A 16,995-nucleotide genomic window follows, 5' to 3' on the forward strand; every position below is an offset into this window, starting at 1 on the left:
GGAGTGTTAATTGTGTATGATTTCGCAATTGTTGGTGGGGGTATAGTAGGATTATCGACGGGAATGGCACTTTATCAGCGTTTTCCTAATGCTAAAGTGGTAGTCATTGAAAAAGAGGCTGTTGTTGCAGATCATCAAACGGGGCACAACAGCGGCGTCATCCATTCAGGAATTTATTATAAACCAGGCAGTTTCAAGGCACGGTTTGCGCGTCAAGGAAGCAAATCAATGACGGAATTCTGCCGGATGCATGGAATTGAACATGATATCTGCGGTAAGGTCATTGTTGCAACAAAACCAGAAGAGTTACCGCTTCTAGATGATTTATATTCACGCGGTTTACAAAACGAGCTAGCTATACAAAGAATCGGTGTGGATGAATTAAAGGAAATTGAACCACATGTTAATGGACTTGGTGCGATTCGTGTCCCGCAAGCCGGCATCGTCAATTATCGTCAGGTAAGTGAAAAGATGGCGGATATCATCCGAGGCAACGGCGGTGAAATCAAGCTGAATACAAAGGTGGAGAAGATTAACGAGGATTTAGATGAAGTCATCATCGACACGAACAACGGTACAATAAAGGCAAGGGTGGTCATTAATTGCGCAGGATTGCACAGTGACCGTATCGCAGCAGCTGCGGGGTATAAAACTGATATGAAAATTGTCCCGTTTCGCGGTGAGTATTTTAAATTGAAGCCTGAAAAGCGCTTCCTAGTCAATCATTTAATTTATCCGGTACCTAACCCGAAATTTCCATTTCTGGGGGTTCATTTTACGCGGATGATTAGCGGGGAAGTAGATGCCGGTCCAAATGCTGTACTAAGTTTCAAACGGGAAGGTTATAAGAAAACCGATTTCAATGCGAAAGATTTAACTGAAGTTTTAAGCTATAAAGGTTTTTGGAAGCTGGCTAGTAAATTCATGAAGGAAGGGATGGATGAATATGTCCGTTCTTTTAGTAAAAAGCAATTTACGAAAAGCCTGCAGGAGTTAATTCCGGAAATTCAAGAAGATGATTTAATCCCTGCACCTGCGGGAGTCCGGGCACAGGCGTTACAGGATGATGGTAATATGGTGGATGATTTTCATATTATAATGGGAAAACGGACCATTCATGTTTGTAACGCACCGTCGCCTGCAGCAACAGCATCAATTGAAATTGGAAAAGAGGTTGTTAACCGCATTCCGGAACAATCACACTTATTGGAAGCTGCATTGACAAAATAAAATTCGTTAAAGAGAGAGGAAGAAGTCTCATGTTCAATGGTAAAACAATTTTCATTGCAGGTCATGCACGTTTACCTCAAGGAATGGCAGCGAAAAGTGTCTTTGAAACATTGACCATCACTGCAGAAGTCGATGCTAAATATGGGGTTGTCCTGGAAGCTTCTTGTACATTGGCAACAGAGCATGGCCGGGAATTCATTGGGCATTTATTAAAAGGGATTAGTTTAAATGATGGTGTTGATGATGCGATAGAATCGATTCAATCTTATTATAGGGGGAAAGCAGCTAATGCATTGATTGCTGCCTTGAAGGACCTGGATCTCCATTTTCAGCAAATTAAAGCAGGAGAAAAAACGAAACTACCAAGTTAGGAATATGATTTTCAGAATAATTTGTAAAAAGTGTTGACAATTTTACTAAAAAACGTTTTAATGTAATTAAGCCAATATTATGACATTAACACCTTTTGGAAAATACCTTTTCAGAATCGTGTAAAGATCTTAATGCTTGGAAACAGGAAAAATAAATCATACATAAACTGCATATTCACTGTGACTCTATTTGCATAGAGCAGTGAAGTGAATATAAGCCAGTTGTACAGTTGGATTCCTATTTTATTTAGGGATCATGTGCGACTGGCTTTTTATATTTCCCGTTAACTTTGTCACCTATATTACAAATAACAGGAGGAATTATTCATGAGCATTGCAGAAAAAAAGAGAGCTAAGTTTGAAAGGAAAACAGAAAAATACGAGGTGAAAGTTCACCCTCAAACCAGCCGTTTATATCATATTGAAATTTCAAAAGAGGCAATTGCCGCTTTTTTAGAAACCGTATCGAAGGATAATCAGTCTGTTCAACATCTGGAATATACACCATATGCACGACTCATCGTTGCCTCATATCTATTGGATCAAGTGGGGGAAGACTTTGGTGAAGTGCTTCGGAACATCGTTCACGATCGGGAATCCGGCGGCTTCACCCTCGGCTTGGAGGGCGTCACGGAAAATACAGATGAATATGTCATTTTTGCGACGGCCATTTCATACTTGCTGGGAACTCCAAACCATGATGCCATGTCAGGAAAATATTATGCCCGCTTTAGTGTTCAAGACACGGATAGCAGTGATTCATATTTGCGTCAGGCCTATCGTTTATTTACACTTCATACAGACGGAACCTTTGTAGATGAACCAACGGACTGGTTAATAATGATGAAGATGGTCGAACAAAATGCCCGCGGTGGCGAATCACGCTTATTGCACTTAGACGATTGGAAAGAGCTTGATATGTATGTAAATCATCCATTATCCAGCCACAAATTCACGTATAAGGCTCCAAAAAGCAAGAACATTGATCAGGAAATCCAAAGATTGACATTCTTCAATCATAATAACAAACCTGGTGTATGTTATATCGATCAATTTGTTTATCCTGAATCAATCGAACAAGCTAAATACTTACGCGATTTATCCAATTCTTTAGAAAACGATGATAGTGTACTTGAACTGGAACTGCCTGTTGGAGATTTAGTTGTCGTCAACAATATATTCTGGCTTCACGGACGCGCTGCATTTGAAAAAGATCCAAACCTGAACCGTGAATTACTTCGCCAGCGCGGAAGCTTCAATCAATAGTTTCATTTTGTAAACCCAACAGTTTTATTCATCCCCAAATACCATTTATAAGATAAATTGTTTTCAACCTAAGGGTTGGAAAGCGATTTATCTTTTTTTTTTGAAAGATTCAGTAAAGTTTAATATTGTTAATGGAAGTAAAAAAGAGGGCCTCTACTTGTAATCTTGAACTAACGCACCTAGAGTAAAGATTATTCTATATTCTCTCTAATCTTCCTGCTTCATCATTCAAACCTAATTTAATCATTTCATTAATGACCAATTCTTTTAATTCTATATCGTCTGAAATTAAATAAGTAAATTGAGCATCTCTTATGAAAACCAGTTTACTTTCTGTAGTTGCTGAATTGAAAAAAGATTTCACGTCGTCCAAGTTAATCTGTATATCTTTTTCAAGTTTGTATATGTAATGTTTGCTATTGATACTGTCTAAAGATGCTATGCCTATACCATCCAGAGTCGATAACATTGTTTGTTCCTCTCTTGCCTTCATTACTTCTTTTTCCACATACTGATATACATTCTCTATTATTTCGCATCCAATGGTGGATCTTATTTTTTCTACTACATAGTTTGCTTGCTCTACATACTCCATATTTTCTTCTTTTTTTAGTTCTTTGAGCAAACTAATATACCGTTCCTCTTCTTTATTTAAATTAAAGTTTGATATTTCAGTGGCACTTTTCATCGTACAAACTAAACTAACAAACTCCCTTATATTCCTGGCTACAATTTTTATGTGTGCATCGAAATCATCCATTGGACTGATACATACAATAAACGCATTCTCCAAGTCAGATACCCTTCCAAAATCAGTTAGGAAGCCATAATGAATGCCGTCACAACCTATATTTGCAAACGGAATGACATCGTAGGGAGTCATTTCATAATGTGGGAAGTCTAGTTGTAAACAAAGGTCTAAATCACATAATGAGTATCCTTCTTTTTCAATAACCTCCTCTAATTTCTGAAGCTTTTTAAAAGTTGGTGGCATTTTCAAGTACTTTCCTAGATAAATCATTTTTTCTCCTTTAATTGTGGCCTGTAAGATAATTCAAGGATAACTTATATCCCAAAATTATACAATTCCATAACTAGTGGTTTCTTAATTTCCGTTAAAGAGCATACGGAATCAAAAAGGTTCATAATGCCCCTATTTTCTGTGGCGACCCTGCTTTTCTGATATACTGATATGGCCAAAATAAATAGATGAAAAAAAGAGGGGGTAGTAATTTATGGGGATCGCTAATTTTTGTAAGTTTACGCAATTTAAGGACTTAATTAATGCTTTACCTGCTGCCTATACAGATGAAATGTTAAAGAGCGAGCAATTTTTGCTTGAAAGAGATGAAAAGAAAAAACTCGAAATCTATTACGCACCTTTCGAATATGTAAATGAACGGGCCAAAGTGGTGATTGTCGGAATCACTCCTGGTTTACATCAAATGAAAAAATCATATTCTACCGTAATTAATTCAAGAGGGCACATACATAGCGATGAAGAGATCCTACACGAAGTAAAAAAGAATTCCAGTTTTGAAGGAACGATGAGAAAAAATTTGGTTCAAATGTTAGATGAACTTGGATTACACACATACTTAAACATATCGTCCACACTGGATCTTTTTAACGAAGCTAGTCACATCGTTCATACTACCTCTGTTTTAACCTATCCAGTCTTTTATAACGGGAAAAACTACAGTGGAACAACTCCGAACATGTTAAACACCGAGTTGCTTAAAAAAAATATAATGGAAGGCTTTGCTACCGAAATAGGTACCATTGAACGCCCGCTTATTATTCCTTTAGGCGTTAATGTTTCCAAGGTTTTAAACTATTTAGCGGGTCAAGATTATTTGGATGCTAACAACATACTTCTAGGATTTCCTCATCCATCTGGAGGAAATGGTCATCGACATAAGCAATTTGCAGCAAATAAAGAACAAATGAAAATGATGTTACAGCACTATTTTTCAAAGTAAATGACCGTGGGTTAAAGAGGAGGGATGTATGCTCAATGAAACTTATATAAGTATTAAAGGATGGGAAATATTTGATTAAGAATTCTATTATTCATTATTAGTGTTAAAAGTAAAATTAACTATTTACTAGTGATATTTTGGAGATTATAATAAGAACAAATGTTCTTTATTATAGGAGGCATTAACATGGATGAACTAGAGGAATTTTTAAAATCACTTACTATTGAAGAGTTAAAAGTTATTTATGAAGAAGTAAGTGGACCTGATATTAATAAATAGATGAAAAAAATTTGAAATAGAAGAGTCTTATTTTTTTCTTTCCATTTAATACGATTATAGTAACTGAACCATCAACAGTCATGTATGAGACAAAAAATGTATGTATTGTTGATGATGGTTATTTGTGGCTTCAACAATTTCCTTTAGAGAAAAACATACGGTAACAACGATATTTGATGCGTATGTAAATATTGTTCAATGGTACATAGATATTTTCGGTAGTTTTGAAATGGTGAATTTATCAAATTTTCACAAGAATGTCCTGTTCGAAAAATTAAAGAATTTAAAAATCAAGGACCCATTAATGGTCCTTGATTTTTTATGAAAAGGACATTTGAAAAAAACTGATGGTAATTTTCAGATCAATCGACTTTCATCATTCAGCCATTAGGTAATGATTTGGATGTTATGTGAAAAGTGCACCTCTTACATCATAATTTTCTATATCGATTTCAATTTTTCTATCAAGTGCTAGTTTTGCCAAAAGGGAGCCTAAATAGGGGCCCATTGTTAAACCTGAAGCTCCAAGACCATTGGCTACGATTATGCCTTCCCAGTCTGGTAAAGGACCCATGACCGGAAGGAATCCCGGGGTGAATGGACGAAATCCGACCCTCGCTTCAACAAACGTACTATCTGTCAAACCGGGAGCGGTTTGCAAGGCTTTGTTGAAAACCTCCTGCAGCCCTCCTGCGGTCATTCGGTTATCGAATACTTCCATATTTTCATGAGTCGCCCCAGCAACGATTTTATTATTATCGAAAGCCAAAAGATATTGATCACTGGGAGGCATGACTACAGGCCAGTTATTCGTATTTTCATTTGGCGTTTCCAGATGGATGATTTGAGCCTTTTGGAAGGTGACTTGAAAATTCACGCCCAGTGGTTTCAATAATTCCGGTGCCCAAGCGCCAGCACAAACAATCACTTTATCAGCAGGAATGAATTCATCTCCAAGTGTTACACCTGTCACTTGTGCACCGTTATATGAAAGTATAGCCTCACCATACATAAGTTTTGCACCGTTTTTTTGTGATGCCCGCAATAAGGAATCACGTAGTGCGCGTCCATCGACCCGCGCGGCACCACTCACGTGAACGGATGCGTATTCACTGGAAAGAGGGGGGAATAAAGCACTTGTTTCCTCTGCGGAAAGTAATGTGATCGTCCCGATCTCCGGTGCTTCTTCCTTCCGTTTTGCCGCCCGGTTCTTCATGGCATTCAGTTTATCTTCATCTGTATGTAAACTTATGGCCCCGACTTGGGCATAACCAGTCTCGGTTTCCCCGTCCCGTTCAAGTTCTTTAATTAAACCGGGATAAAAAGCTGCACCATTTTTGGCAAGGAGATACCAAGCTTGGTTGCGCCTTTGCGATATCCACGGGCAAACGATTCCTGCAGCTGCAGATGTTGCCTGCCCGACATCTTGGCGGTCAATAATGATCACTTCAGCCTCATTTTTAGCCAACTGGTAGGCAGTGGAAGCTCCCAAAATTCCTGCACCAACTACAATGATTTTTTGCATATTCAACATCTCATTTCTCTCGTATGTATAAACGCATACCACTACTATATCGAAGACACGAAATGATTGCCACAACCGATATTGTAATTTTTTTCACAAAGTTATTTTATCTATAGTGAATATGCTATGATTGAAATTGCGAGAGCTTGAAAAGATACTAGGAGGACATATCATGTTAAAAAAACAAATGGAATATTACATATCAAAATCCGTAATCGAAAAAAAGGTTGAGTTGTTTAAAGAAGAAAAGGATTATGTAGTGAAGCATAAATTAATCGCCGATGATATCATTATAGTGGAAAAAGAAAATGAATCCCGTTTTACAGATGCTTATATGGAGCGCAGTAATAAAGAGAGCGAAGAATTAATTTCTGAAGAGAATTCTGCATTTTTATCACAACCGATCGAGTATTTGCAAAAAAACAAAGATGAATTCCTTTACTTTGAATCACAATGGTTCGAATTAATCGGTGTTGAGGCACTTTCGTTAGAAGTGGATGATGTTTTCGGTACGTATAACGCGATGTTTGGATTGAAATTCCAGAAAAAAATGGGAGAAGCTTTAAAAACGTATTTAACTAAGGAACTTCAAGAAGGAATTGGATCGTTCAGTTTAATGTTTAACCAGGGCGACGGGTTATGGGATGTGAATTTTGCCTTGGATAACATAAAAGGATTTCGAGAAGACATGTCATTAGAAGAAGCTTTTAATTTAGTCTATCATTTTCTTTTTATCCTTGTTCAAACAATCGAGGAAAATATGTAAAACGAAGTGCCGTCATTAATTTTAATGGCGGTTTTTTTATTTCTCGAGTTAACCGATGCCCCCTCTGGATATTGATTAAAGGAACTTGAAAGAATTCGTCGAATTGATTAATGATATACCTTTATTTAACAAACTTATATGTTTATTTTGATTGTATTTGGCCATTTTTTGTTCATGAAAATGAAATGAAAGTTACATCGGAAGGGGAAGTTGTACTTGCTGAATGAATTGAAAGTTACTCAAGTTACCATTCCAATGCCTTTTAGGTTGGACCATGTCCATTGTTTCCTGGCAGAAGGCGAAAAAGGGTGGACAATCATTGATGCGGGATTAAATAACAAAGCGACAAGGGATTTATGGAACCCAATTATTGAAAAACATGATATTGCCGATATTATCATCACCCATTATCACCCAGATCATTTCGGGTATGCAGGGGCATTACAACAACTGACCGGTGCGGATGTTTGGATGACACAAGTGGATGAACATTCGGGAACTACGTATTGGGAAGCGGATTCGCTGAAGCTGCTTAAAGAAAATTATATTGCATGTGGTATGGAAGACGATGTGGCCGTCGCCTTATCCAGTGACGAAAGCGGGTTCATGCCACAAGTAAAACCCTATCCTACTGTAAATCATCATCTTGAAGAAGGAATGAAACTGCATTTTGGCAAATATGATTATGAAGTGATTTTCACGCCGGGGCATTCTGATGGTCTGATTTCCTTATACAATCAGGAAAAAAGTGTCCTTTTCTCGACTGATCATATATTGCCCAGGGTATCTCCAAATATTTCATATTGGTTTAAAGGTTTCAGTAACCCATTGGAAGAGTTTTTTACTTCATTGAAAAAAATACAAAAGCTTGACGTTGAATATGTCATACCTTCACATGGGAAACCATTTCAAAATGCCAATAAAAGAATTGTTGAATTGTTGGATCACCATCAGGACCGGTTGCATGTAATTCATGAAAACATGAAAGAGCCGATTTCTGTAAAAAGTGCTTGCCAAATCTTATTTGGAATTCTGCCGATTCACGAAACTAGGTTTGCTGTTGGTGAAACATTGGCTCACCTTGAATATCTTCTTTTGAATGACCAATGCAGAAAGTTTAAACGTGAAGGCAAATGGTATTATCAATCCATTTGATATATTGAACGTTGAATCTAGCTCATGTCATATGAGCTTTTTTTGCATTCAAAACACAAGTCCCACTGTCTTCTATATACTAGTTAATGAATAAGTTTAAGCGGTTTTGTTTACTTAAAAAGAAAAAATGTTATGATTATTTTTAGATTCTTATGAATATTGAATCGATTGAGAACATTTACTGAAAACAGGTTGGGAGTTTTGAGATGAAGAACACATATATGAAAACCGCATCAGGAGTGTATATTAATTATTTCCTGTTAGGTATGGTCAATATCATGCTCGCATCGAATATGCCGTATTTAACGGAGCAATGGAATACAGATAATGCCGGAGTAAGCTATATCATCGCTGCTATAGGGGTGGGGAAATTACTTACATATGCCTTTACGGGATATTTATCAGATAAAATCGGGAGAAAACCATTAATTATTGCTTCATCATTGGGAATGGGCATCTTCTTGATCGGTATTCCATTATCACCTAATTATCATTTGGCTTTTGTTTTTGCCATCCTTGCAGGTGTCGCTAATTCGTCAATGGATGCAGGTTCATATCCTGGTTTAACTGAGCTTTTCCCAAGAGCTGCTGGTTCAGCCAGTGTACTGGTGAAAGCATTCATGTCTGCAGGAGCATTTCTTCTCCCATTCATGATATTATTTTTCTCGAATCATGAGATGTTTTATGGATATGCCTTTTTTATTCCTGCTGTTATTTATCTATTGAACTTGCTGTTTTTATTCACCGTTTCTTTTCCAAGTTCGAATATGAACAAGGAAAAACAAGTAGATGATCGTACTGAGAGTAAGAAATTCATTTCAGAACCGGTATTACGTAAAGAGGGACTTGCTCTCGTGATAATAGGTTTCACATCAACAGGATTATTCACCGTTTCACAGATTTGGCTTCCGACTTATGGTCAGCAGGCTGTGGGCATGCCGATGGCCAGTTCCATCAAATTGCTAAGTTATTATAGTTTAGGGGCACTTATTTCCGTATTGGTTTTATCCGTTTTATTAAAAAAGACCGTCCGGCCAATAACGGTTATCATGATTTATCCGATCATAACTTTTATTTCAATCCTTACGATCCTTTTGGTAAAGGTGCCGGTTGTCGTTTCCATCACAGCATTTTTCATCGGACTTTCCACTGCCGGGATCTTTCAGTTAGCCATTACGATAATGACGGAATTTTTCTGGAGGAAAAAAGGAACAGTGACCGGTATCGTGGCAACAGCTGCTGGATTGGCTTCTATAGTTATGCCGCTTGTAACGGGTTGGATGTCGAAAAGCGGAAATATATCAATCATCTTCATTTTTGATGCCCTCCTGTCTGTAACTGGTTTTATAGCTGCAGTTTATGTTTATTATCGCTATGGAAAGTTGATGGGTAAGGGAAAAGTGGAGACAGGGGATATTCGTTTACATGCCTGACACATGCGGAACTTTTACAGTAGACTATAATGACTTCATTGATTGATAAAAAAAAACCACTGCCCATCAAACTTGGGCGGTGGTTTTTTTTTCATTGCCTGGCTCCTATTTGTCCCTTAACTTCTTGCATGATATTTTCAAGGGATGTGACAATTCCTTTATCGTCCTTATAGCTAATATGCTTAGGTTGAAAATGGATAGGCGAATCCAAACCAGCAGCGGCTGAGATTCGATATAATCCTTTTCTAAGGGTAACAAGAAAGTTGACCACACGATATTTCTTTTCATCGATGACAAGTGCCTTTTGCAATTCCGGATCAGTGGTTGCTACCCCGACTGGACAAGCATTGGATTGACATTTCATCGTCTGTATACATCCAATGGCAATCATGAAACCTCTTGCTATGTTAACAAGGTCGGCTCCCATGGCTAGAGCTATCGCTATTCTATCAGGCGTGAACAATTTACCGGAGGCGATGATTTTAACGCGATTGCGGACACCGTATTTTTCCAGGGTCGATACTAAAATCGGCAACGCGGATTTTAGCGGTAATCCTACGCTATCGATCAATTCCTGATACGAAGCACCCGTGCCGCCTTCACCGCCATCCAATGAAATGAAATCCGGACCTTTCCCGGTTTCTTTCATATAACTAGCAAGCTCTTCGACACTGTCATTGCCGCCGATGACCATTTTGATACCGACCGGGATGCCTGTATGTTCCCTGATTCTTTCAATAAAATCGCACATGGATTTTACGTCATTGAATTGATGAAACCGATTCGGACTATCGATCGCTTTGTACGGAACGACCTTACGGATTTCAGCGATTTCCGGATTCACTTTTTCAGCATCAATATGCCCTCCGCGAGTTTTGGCACCTTGAGCCAATTTGATTTCAAATGCTTTGATTTCTGGTATTTCACTTTTTCTTTTTAACTCATCCCAATCCATCTCGCCTTTACTATCACGAACCCCAAACATGGCTGGCCCGATTTGCATGATTATATCGACATCGCCGGTTAAATGATAAGGAGAAAGACCGCCTTCCCCTGTATTCATCCACGTTCCTTTTGCTGCAGCCAATCCCTCAGAAAGGGCAGTGATTGCGTTCTTCCCCAAAGAACCATAACTCATGGCGGACATGCCGATAAGACCTTTTAAACGAAAGGGATTCTTAGTGTTTGGGCCGATGATCACGGCATCTTCATCATTCAATAAAAATGCAGAGGATTCTTCATCTTCCCATTTTTCTTCTCGCTGTGAGAAAAGCGGATCTTTCAATAGAATGTATCTTTTAGTCGTCACTTTTGTTTCTCGATCGTATTTTTCTTCTTCAGCCAATTTTGGGAACATGCTATTCTTAACAAAGAAGCCTTCTTCATCAAAATCCCGTTTTGAACCAAAACCTATTACATCCCGTAAATATTTTGAACTTTTAACCATATGTTCATAGTCATCCCGGGAAAAAGGTTTTCCTTCGTTATCACTGTTAAACCAATATTGCCTCATTTCAGGCCCGATTTTTTCCAGAAAGTAACGTATTCTTCCAAGTACGGGGTAGTTTCTTAAAATTGCATGATGCTTCTGCGTGCGGTCAAAGAAAATCATATAAAGTAATAGAAAAACCAAGACTATGATGATGATGAAGATAACGGTAAATCCAATGATAATTAAAAGGTTTGCGATGCCGCTCATTCAATCCCTCCTAGTATGCAAAAAATTCATGTATTGTTAATTTACTCGGTACCTCGATCAATTATACAGAATTCCAATGCAAGGCTTTTATAGGGATAGAACGAAATAATTTAATTAGGCATTCTTGCTCTTTTCAACTTCTCCTTTTCGATTGGCTTACCCAAATGGCTAACTGCAAAGTAATGGCATCATGCAGCTCTTGTGGATTATATCCGGTAATTTCCTTGATTTTTTTTAATCGGTATATAAGGGAGTTACGATGGATATACATTCTTTTTGCACATTTCCCGATATTTAGGTTACTGAGGAAAAATTGTTGCAGTGTCTCGATCAACTTTTCAGATAAGCTGCCTAGTATTCTTTCCTGAAATTGCTGTTTCGTTCGCTCATCTATCCTTTCCAACAGTGCCTTTGTTTCCACATCAGTATATATCGTTAAAGCTTGATTGGCTTCACCTAGTAAAAGTGCTGATTCAGCTTCCCGGAAAGAGTGGCATATGTATGATTCCTTTTCCACAAGAGAGCCCAGACCGATTCGTATAACAAAGCCTTTTGCTTTTAATTGTTTGATGACTGTATCCAATCTTTGGTCGATGTTATTTTCAGTAAGCGACGTAGTGAGAATGAAAACTCGATTCACATTCAGGAACCCAACAAGGGCGTGTTGTGTGCCAAAAACAGTTTCCGTCATTTGAATCAGCTCACTCTTATTTAAAGGATTTAATTTCATTTCCATCACCCCCACCTGATAGGGAGGTTCTAATTTCATTCCAATCAGTTCAAGTCTCTGATCAATCGAATACTGATGGATCTCTTCCTTTAGTAAGTCTTCAAATACCAATTATTTCAAGTGTTGTTTCCATTCGAGTTGTTCCGCCATTAAAGCTTGATGAAGCATCATTTCCGTAATCATTTTCACCAATTCCCCGAATTCCAAGAGTTCTGTCGGATCACCGGTGATCCCGATAACGCCAATGATTACATTTTGAAAATTAATAGGCAAATTAATTCCTGGAAGGACCCCCGCCCATTGATGACGATCCTTTTCGTGAATAATTAAAGGCTTTCCTGTTTTCAGTACTTCCATTGCCCCAAAATGCAATTGGTCGATGCGTTCACGATTCGGAAGCGATGATGGTTCCTTTATCATCCATAATATTAATATTTCTGTTAAGTCTATTGGTGGTTTGTTTGACAATTTCCATTGCAATTTCTTGGGTTAGCATACAAGTCATCCTTCTAGAGTTTTTTTATTTGGTTATCCTGTTTGCGATAACAGAATGGTAATCACATTCCTGCAAACAAGCTATGATTTATCATGAAAAAGGGGATGGTCGATAGTTTAAGCCTTTAGCTATCTTATACTTTAGGAAATTGGGAAAATAACAGAAAATTTTCTATAAGATCATTTTTTCTATATAGTATAGCCAAAAAAATCAAATATGTCATACTAACTTTCGTATAGAATGAACGATGATTAAAATATTTCCGAAGATTATAATTAAATTAATATAAAAATATATTCAAAGGGGACCTGAGCATGAAAATCGTTATTGCACCAGATTCCTATAAAGGAAGTTTGTCAGCATCAGAAGCTTCCAAAGCAATAGAGCGAGGAGTCAGGAAGGCACTGCCGGATGCGAAGACAGTATTGGTTCCTGCAGCGGATGGCGGGGAAGGTACGATGGATAGCCTTGTTGCAGCTACAAATGGGCGAAAAGTTGAAGTGACTGTTAAAGGGCCTTTACTTCAAAACGTTCAGGCAGCATATGCTATCTTGGGCGATCAGGAAACATGTGTGATTGAAATGGCCAGTGCATCCGGTCTATGCCTAGTCGATCCAGATGAGTTGAACCCATTGATCACCACTACATACGGGACAGGGGAGCTTATTCAAAAAGCATTGAATGATGGCTGTCGAAAGTTCATTTTAGCGATTGGCGGAAGCGCTACCAATGATGGCGGTGTTGGAATGCTCCAGGCTTTGGGAATGAGGGTGTTTGATGAAGAGGGTAAACCGCTGGGATTCGGAGGTGCCGAATTATTGCGGATATCAGAAATTAATACGGAGGATTTTGATCCCAGAATAGCAGATTCCGAGTTTTTGATTGCCTCGGATGTCCAAAATCCATTAGTCGGTCCAGATGGGGCATCAAGTGTATTCGGACCTCAAAAAGGGGCGACTCCTGCCATGGTTGAAATTCTTGATAAAGCTTTATCATCATGGGCTGATTTGGTGGAAATCAAAACAGGCATACACTTGCATGATAAAGCAGGTGCAGGTGCTGCAGGAGGAATTGGAGGTGCATTTCAAGCCTTTTTCCGTGCAGAAACAAAAAGGGGCATCGATATTGTTATGGAGTATACGAAACTGGGTGAAAAATTGTCCGATGCCGATTGTGTCTTTACCGGTGAGGGCCAAATCGATTACCAGACTGCTTCAGGCAAAACACCAATGGGAGTTGCACAAGAAGCCAAAAAGCATGGTGTTCCCGTATTTGTTTTGGCCGGATCGGTCGGAACAGGTATTGAAGTTTTATATGACCATGGAATAACTAGTGTTCATAGTTTGGTGAACGCTCCTATGCCTTTAAAGGAAGCTATGGAAAGAGGAGCTGAATTGTTGGAAGTTTCAGCTGAACAAGTAATGCGGACTTTTTTGGCAGCGATTAAAAATAGGGGGTAATCATATGTTATTTATTGTTTTGGCCATTGGTGTTTTCTTAATTGTTTTTGCGACAACTAAATTCAAGCTGCATCCGTTCTTATCGCTTCTATTAGGCACTTTATTTGTGGGTTTTGCTTCTGGGATGCCTCTGGATCAGATCGTTGAGAATATTAACGGCGGTTTTGGCGGACTGATGACGAGTATTGGCCTTGTAATCGTTTTCGGTACAATAATCGGAACCATTCTGGAAAAGGCCGGTGCCGCATTACGAATGGCCGAAGTCGTATTGAGGATTGTCGGTCCTAAAAGACCGCAACTTGCCATGAGTATGATTGGCTTTATCGTATCCATACCCGTTTTTTGCGATTCAGGTTTCGTTATTTTATCGAGCTTAAGAAAAGCATTGGCAAGACGCGCAAAAGTAGCGGTTGCTTCCATGTCAGTTGCGCTTGCAACTGGTTTGTATGCGACACATACACTTGTGCCTCCAACTCCAGGGCCAATAGCAGCAGCCGGGAATATCGGAGCGGATGGATACTTAGGGACGGTCATTTTACTTGGTCTTATTACGGCCATTCCAGCTGCACTTGCTGGTTATATATGGTCAATGAAAGTAGCGACCAAGATAGAGGTTGAAGATGACAGTAGTGACCTGGATTACGATTATGATGAAATTGTCCGTTCATACGGCAAGATGCCTTCTGCCTTTCAATCATTTTTACCGATAGTTTTACCGATTGTCCTGATTGGAGCCAGTTCTGTATTAACGCTTTTTGGTACAAAGGGGGGTATCGCCTCATTTTTCGTATTCTTAGGCCAGCCGGTCATCGCATTGCTCGTCGGAGTAATTTCAGCTTTGACATTGCTGCCTAAGTACGATGAAGAAACATTGACAAACTGGATAGGAGCAGCCTTATTGGATGCTGCGCCAATTTTATTGATTACCGGGGCAGGCGGAGCATTTGGTACAGTCATTAAAAATACGGGGATTGCAGATATCATCCAAAGTTGGGATATGGGCAGCATCTTTAGCGGTTCCTTGTTCCTGTTGGTCCCGTTCCTAATTGCTGCTGGATTGAAAACAGCCCAAGGTTCTTCCACAGCATCCCTGGTCATCACTTCATCTTTGATTGCCCCCATGCTTCCAACATTGGGGATTGAAGGAGCTGTTCCACTCGCACTGATAGTCATGGCTGTTGGAGCAGGTGCGATGACTGTAAGCCATGTAAATGATAGCTTCTTCTGGGTGGTCACCCAATTTAGCGGGATGAAAGTAACGGATGCCTATAAAGCTCAAACGATGGCAACCTTAATACAAGGGGGAGTCACGATTATCACGACGATGATATTATGGGTCATTCTAGTGTGATATTAATAATGGAAAAACGGAGAAGCGTGAATGCACATAACCCTGTCAAGTAGACAATAAAAAAAGAGTATTTTTTAAGCTGCGGCCTTTTCTCGATATTCAATTGGGGAAAGGCCGTTGAATTTCTCTTGAAAGCGTGCCGTATTGTAAAACTCTATATACTCTTGAATAGCTAGATAAGCTTGCTCTGCTGTTTTTGGACATATTAAATTTAACTTTTCTGTTTTTAAATGGGAGAAGAAGCTTTCTATACACGCGTTGTCGTGACAATTGCCACGACGAGAGTGGCTTCCTCGAATGCCGAGTTCCTTCACCTGATTTTCATATGATTTCGTCGTATATTGGAATCCTTGATCTGAGTGCAGGAGAGCCCCCTTGCTAAACGGCTTGTCCCTTAGCTGGTTTAGCGTATTATGAACCAATTCAAGGTCATTTCGTGTAGAAACATCCCATGCAACAATTTCATTATTATACAAATCTAAAACGGCGGAAAGGTAGGCAAACGTGTCTCCAATCCGTACATAGGTTATATCTGTTACTAACTTATGAAACCTCATCTCTGCGTGGAATTCACGATTTAAGACATTATGAAATACAACTGACCCTCTTCGACCGTAGAAAGGACGTTTCTTCCGAATGACAGATTGAACACCCAGATTTCTCATCAATCGACGAACACGCTTATGGTTTACAACGATTCCTTCTCTGGACAAAGCTCGAGTCATCCGTTTATATCCGTAGTAGGGGTGTAGCTTATGGATGGCTAAAATATGTTCTTTAATCCATAGATTTTTCTCAAGTCGCAGAGAACGAGTAGACTGTGTCTTCCTCCATTTGTAGTATCCAGCCCTTGAAACTTCAGCGATTTTTAATAGCCACGCAAGTGGGTACGTTTTCCTCAAACCATCGATTATTTGAAACCTTTCGGCTTTCAGGACCATTCCTTTCCATGCAGATTTGGATTGCGCTTTTTTAAATAATCCACCTGCGCTTTAAGATAGGCATTTTCCTCTTCTACACTAGAAAAATTCTTACGGTTCCATACACCACGTTGATCTTCAAAAGACTCGTTATTCTGCACTTTCTTTACCCAACTCGCTATCTGTGCATCACTTTTAATACCAAACGGTCACGAATCTGACGATATGACCAGCCTTCCTCCACCTTCAGACGAACCACTTCTCTCTTTAATTCTTCTGTATATGTTTGAAACGTTTGCCCCTTTTTTGCCATACAAAAAATCCCCTCCAGA

The 16,995-nt window shown here is 39.0% G+C and carries 13 protein-coding genes and 2 pseudogenes; 9 read left to right on the forward strand and 6 right to left on the reverse strand.

Features of this window, described 5'->3' with window-relative positions; translation table 11 throughout:
- The first annotated feature begins 12 nt into the window (after positions 1–12).
- From lhgO to glaH, 3 genes are all read left to right on the forward strand, one after another.
- Positions 13–1,230: an L-2-hydroxyglutarate oxidase gene (lhgO, locus tag BS1321_RS26020; protein WP_063233737.1), complete on the forward strand. Its 1,218-nt coding sequence runs from the start codon at positions 13–15 to the stop codon at positions 1,228–1,230.
- Between the two features lie 29 nt (positions 1,231–1,259).
- On the forward strand, positions 1,260–1,601 hold the full coding sequence (locus tag BS1321_RS26025; RefSeq protein WP_063233738.1) for a DUF3870 domain-containing protein: 342 nt from the start codon (positions 1,260–1,262) through the stop codon (positions 1,599–1,601).
- A gap of 327 nt (positions 1,602–1,928) precedes the next feature.
- Entirely contained in the window at positions 1,929–2,867 is a 939-nt protein-coding gene (gene glaH / locus BS1321_RS26030; RefSeq protein WP_063233739.1) for a glutarate dioxygenase GlaH, read from the forward strand.
- 196 nt (positions 2,868–3,063) lie between these two features.
- Here glaH and BS1321_RS26035 read toward each other — a convergent pair whose 3' ends face one another.
- On the reverse strand, positions 3,064–3,888 hold the full coding sequence (locus tag BS1321_RS26035; RefSeq protein ID WP_063233740.1) for a hypothetical protein: 825 nt from the start codon (positions 3,886–3,888) through the stop codon (positions 3,064–3,066).
- A gap of 214 nt (positions 3,889–4,102) precedes the next feature.
- On the opposite strand from BS1321_RS26035, the gene BS1321_RS26040 reads away from it, so the two are divergent.
- Positions 4,103–4,849 carry a uracil-DNA glycosylase family protein gene (locus BS1321_RS26040; protein ID WP_063233741.1) on the forward strand — a complete coding sequence of 249 codons (747 nt, stop codon included), beginning with the start codon at positions 4,103–4,105 and terminating at the stop codon, positions 4,847–4,849.
- A 685-nt stretch (positions 4,850–5,534) separates the two neighbouring features.
- On the opposite strand, the gene BS1321_RS26050 is transcribed toward BS1321_RS26040, so the two are convergent.
- Positions 5,535–6,653, reverse strand: a complete 1,119-nt coding sequence (locus tag BS1321_RS26050; protein ID WP_063233902.1) for an NAD(P)/FAD-dependent oxidoreductase — start codon at positions 6,651–6,653, stop codon at positions 5,535–5,537.
- Positions 6,654–6,825: 172 nt separating this feature from the next.
- Between BS1321_RS26050 and BS1321_RS26055 the strand changes: the two genes are divergently transcribed.
- The 3 genes from BS1321_RS26055 (at position 6,826) to BS1321_RS26065 (ending at position 10,007) form a co-directional block, all read left to right on the forward strand.
- Entirely contained in the window at positions 6,826–7,419 is a 594-nt protein-coding gene (locus BS1321_RS26055; RefSeq protein ID WP_063233743.1) for a hypothetical protein, read from the forward strand.
- Between the two features lie 216 nt (positions 7,420–7,635).
- The gene (locus BS1321_RS26060) at positions 7,636–8,574 is read left to right on the forward strand and encodes an MBL fold metallo-hydrolase (RefSeq protein ID WP_063233744.1); all 939 of its coding nucleotides are present in this window, start codon (positions 7,636–7,638) and stop codon (positions 8,572–8,574) included.
- A 206-nt stretch (positions 8,575–8,780) separates the two neighbouring features.
- Positions 8,781–10,007 carry an MFS transporter gene (locus BS1321_RS26065; RefSeq protein ID WP_063233745.1) on the forward strand — a complete coding sequence of 409 codons (1,227 nt, stop codon included), beginning with the start codon at positions 8,781–8,783 and terminating at the stop codon, positions 10,005–10,007.
- A gap of 91 nt (positions 10,008–10,098) precedes the next feature.
- On the opposite strand, the gene BS1321_RS26070 is transcribed toward BS1321_RS26065, so the two are convergent.
- From BS1321_RS26070 to BS1321_RS26080, 3 genes and pseudogenes are all read right to left on the reverse strand, one after another.
- Positions 10,099–11,706 carry an FMN-binding glutamate synthase family protein gene (locus BS1321_RS26070; protein ID WP_063233746.1) on the reverse strand — a complete coding sequence of 536 codons (1,608 nt, stop codon included), beginning with the start codon at positions 11,704–11,706 and terminating at the stop codon, positions 10,099–10,101.
- Between the two features lie 133 nt (positions 11,707–11,839).
- Positions 11,840–12,475, reverse strand: a complete 636-nt coding sequence (locus BS1321_RS26075; protein ID WP_162268742.1) for a PucR family transcriptional regulator — start codon at positions 12,473–12,475, stop codon at positions 11,840–11,842.
- 72 nt (positions 12,476–12,547) lie between these two features.
- Positions 12,548–12,941: pseudogene (locus tag BS1321_RS26080) on the reverse strand (sugar diacid recognition domain-containing protein).
- A gap of 305 nt (positions 12,942–13,246) precedes the next feature.
- Here BS1321_RS26080 and BS1321_RS26090 point away from each other — a divergent pair.
- Positions 13,247–14,392: a glycerate kinase gene (locus BS1321_RS26090; RefSeq protein ID WP_063233749.1), complete on the forward strand. Its 1,146-nt coding sequence runs from the start codon at positions 13,247–13,249 to the stop codon at positions 14,390–14,392.
- 4 nt (positions 14,393–14,396) lie between these two features.
- Positions 14,397–15,743 (forward strand): GntP family permease, encoded by a 1,347-nt coding sequence (locus BS1321_RS26095; RefSeq protein WP_063233750.1) that lies wholly within the window; start codon positions 14,397–14,399, stop codon positions 15,741–15,743.
- A gap of 74 nt (positions 15,744–15,817) precedes the next feature.
- On the opposite strand, the pseudogene BS1321_RS26100 reads toward BS1321_RS26095, so the two are convergent.
- Positions 15,818–16,976 (reverse strand): annotated as a pseudogene (locus BS1321_RS26100) (IS3 family transposase).
- Positions 16,977–16,995: the final 19 nt, after the last annotated feature.

Source organism: Peribacillus simplex NBRC 15720 = DSM 1321, assembly GCF_002243645.1.
In the GTDB taxonomy this organism is placed as follows: domain Bacteria; phylum Bacillota; class Bacilli; order Bacillales; family DSM-1321; genus Peribacillus; species Peribacillus simplex.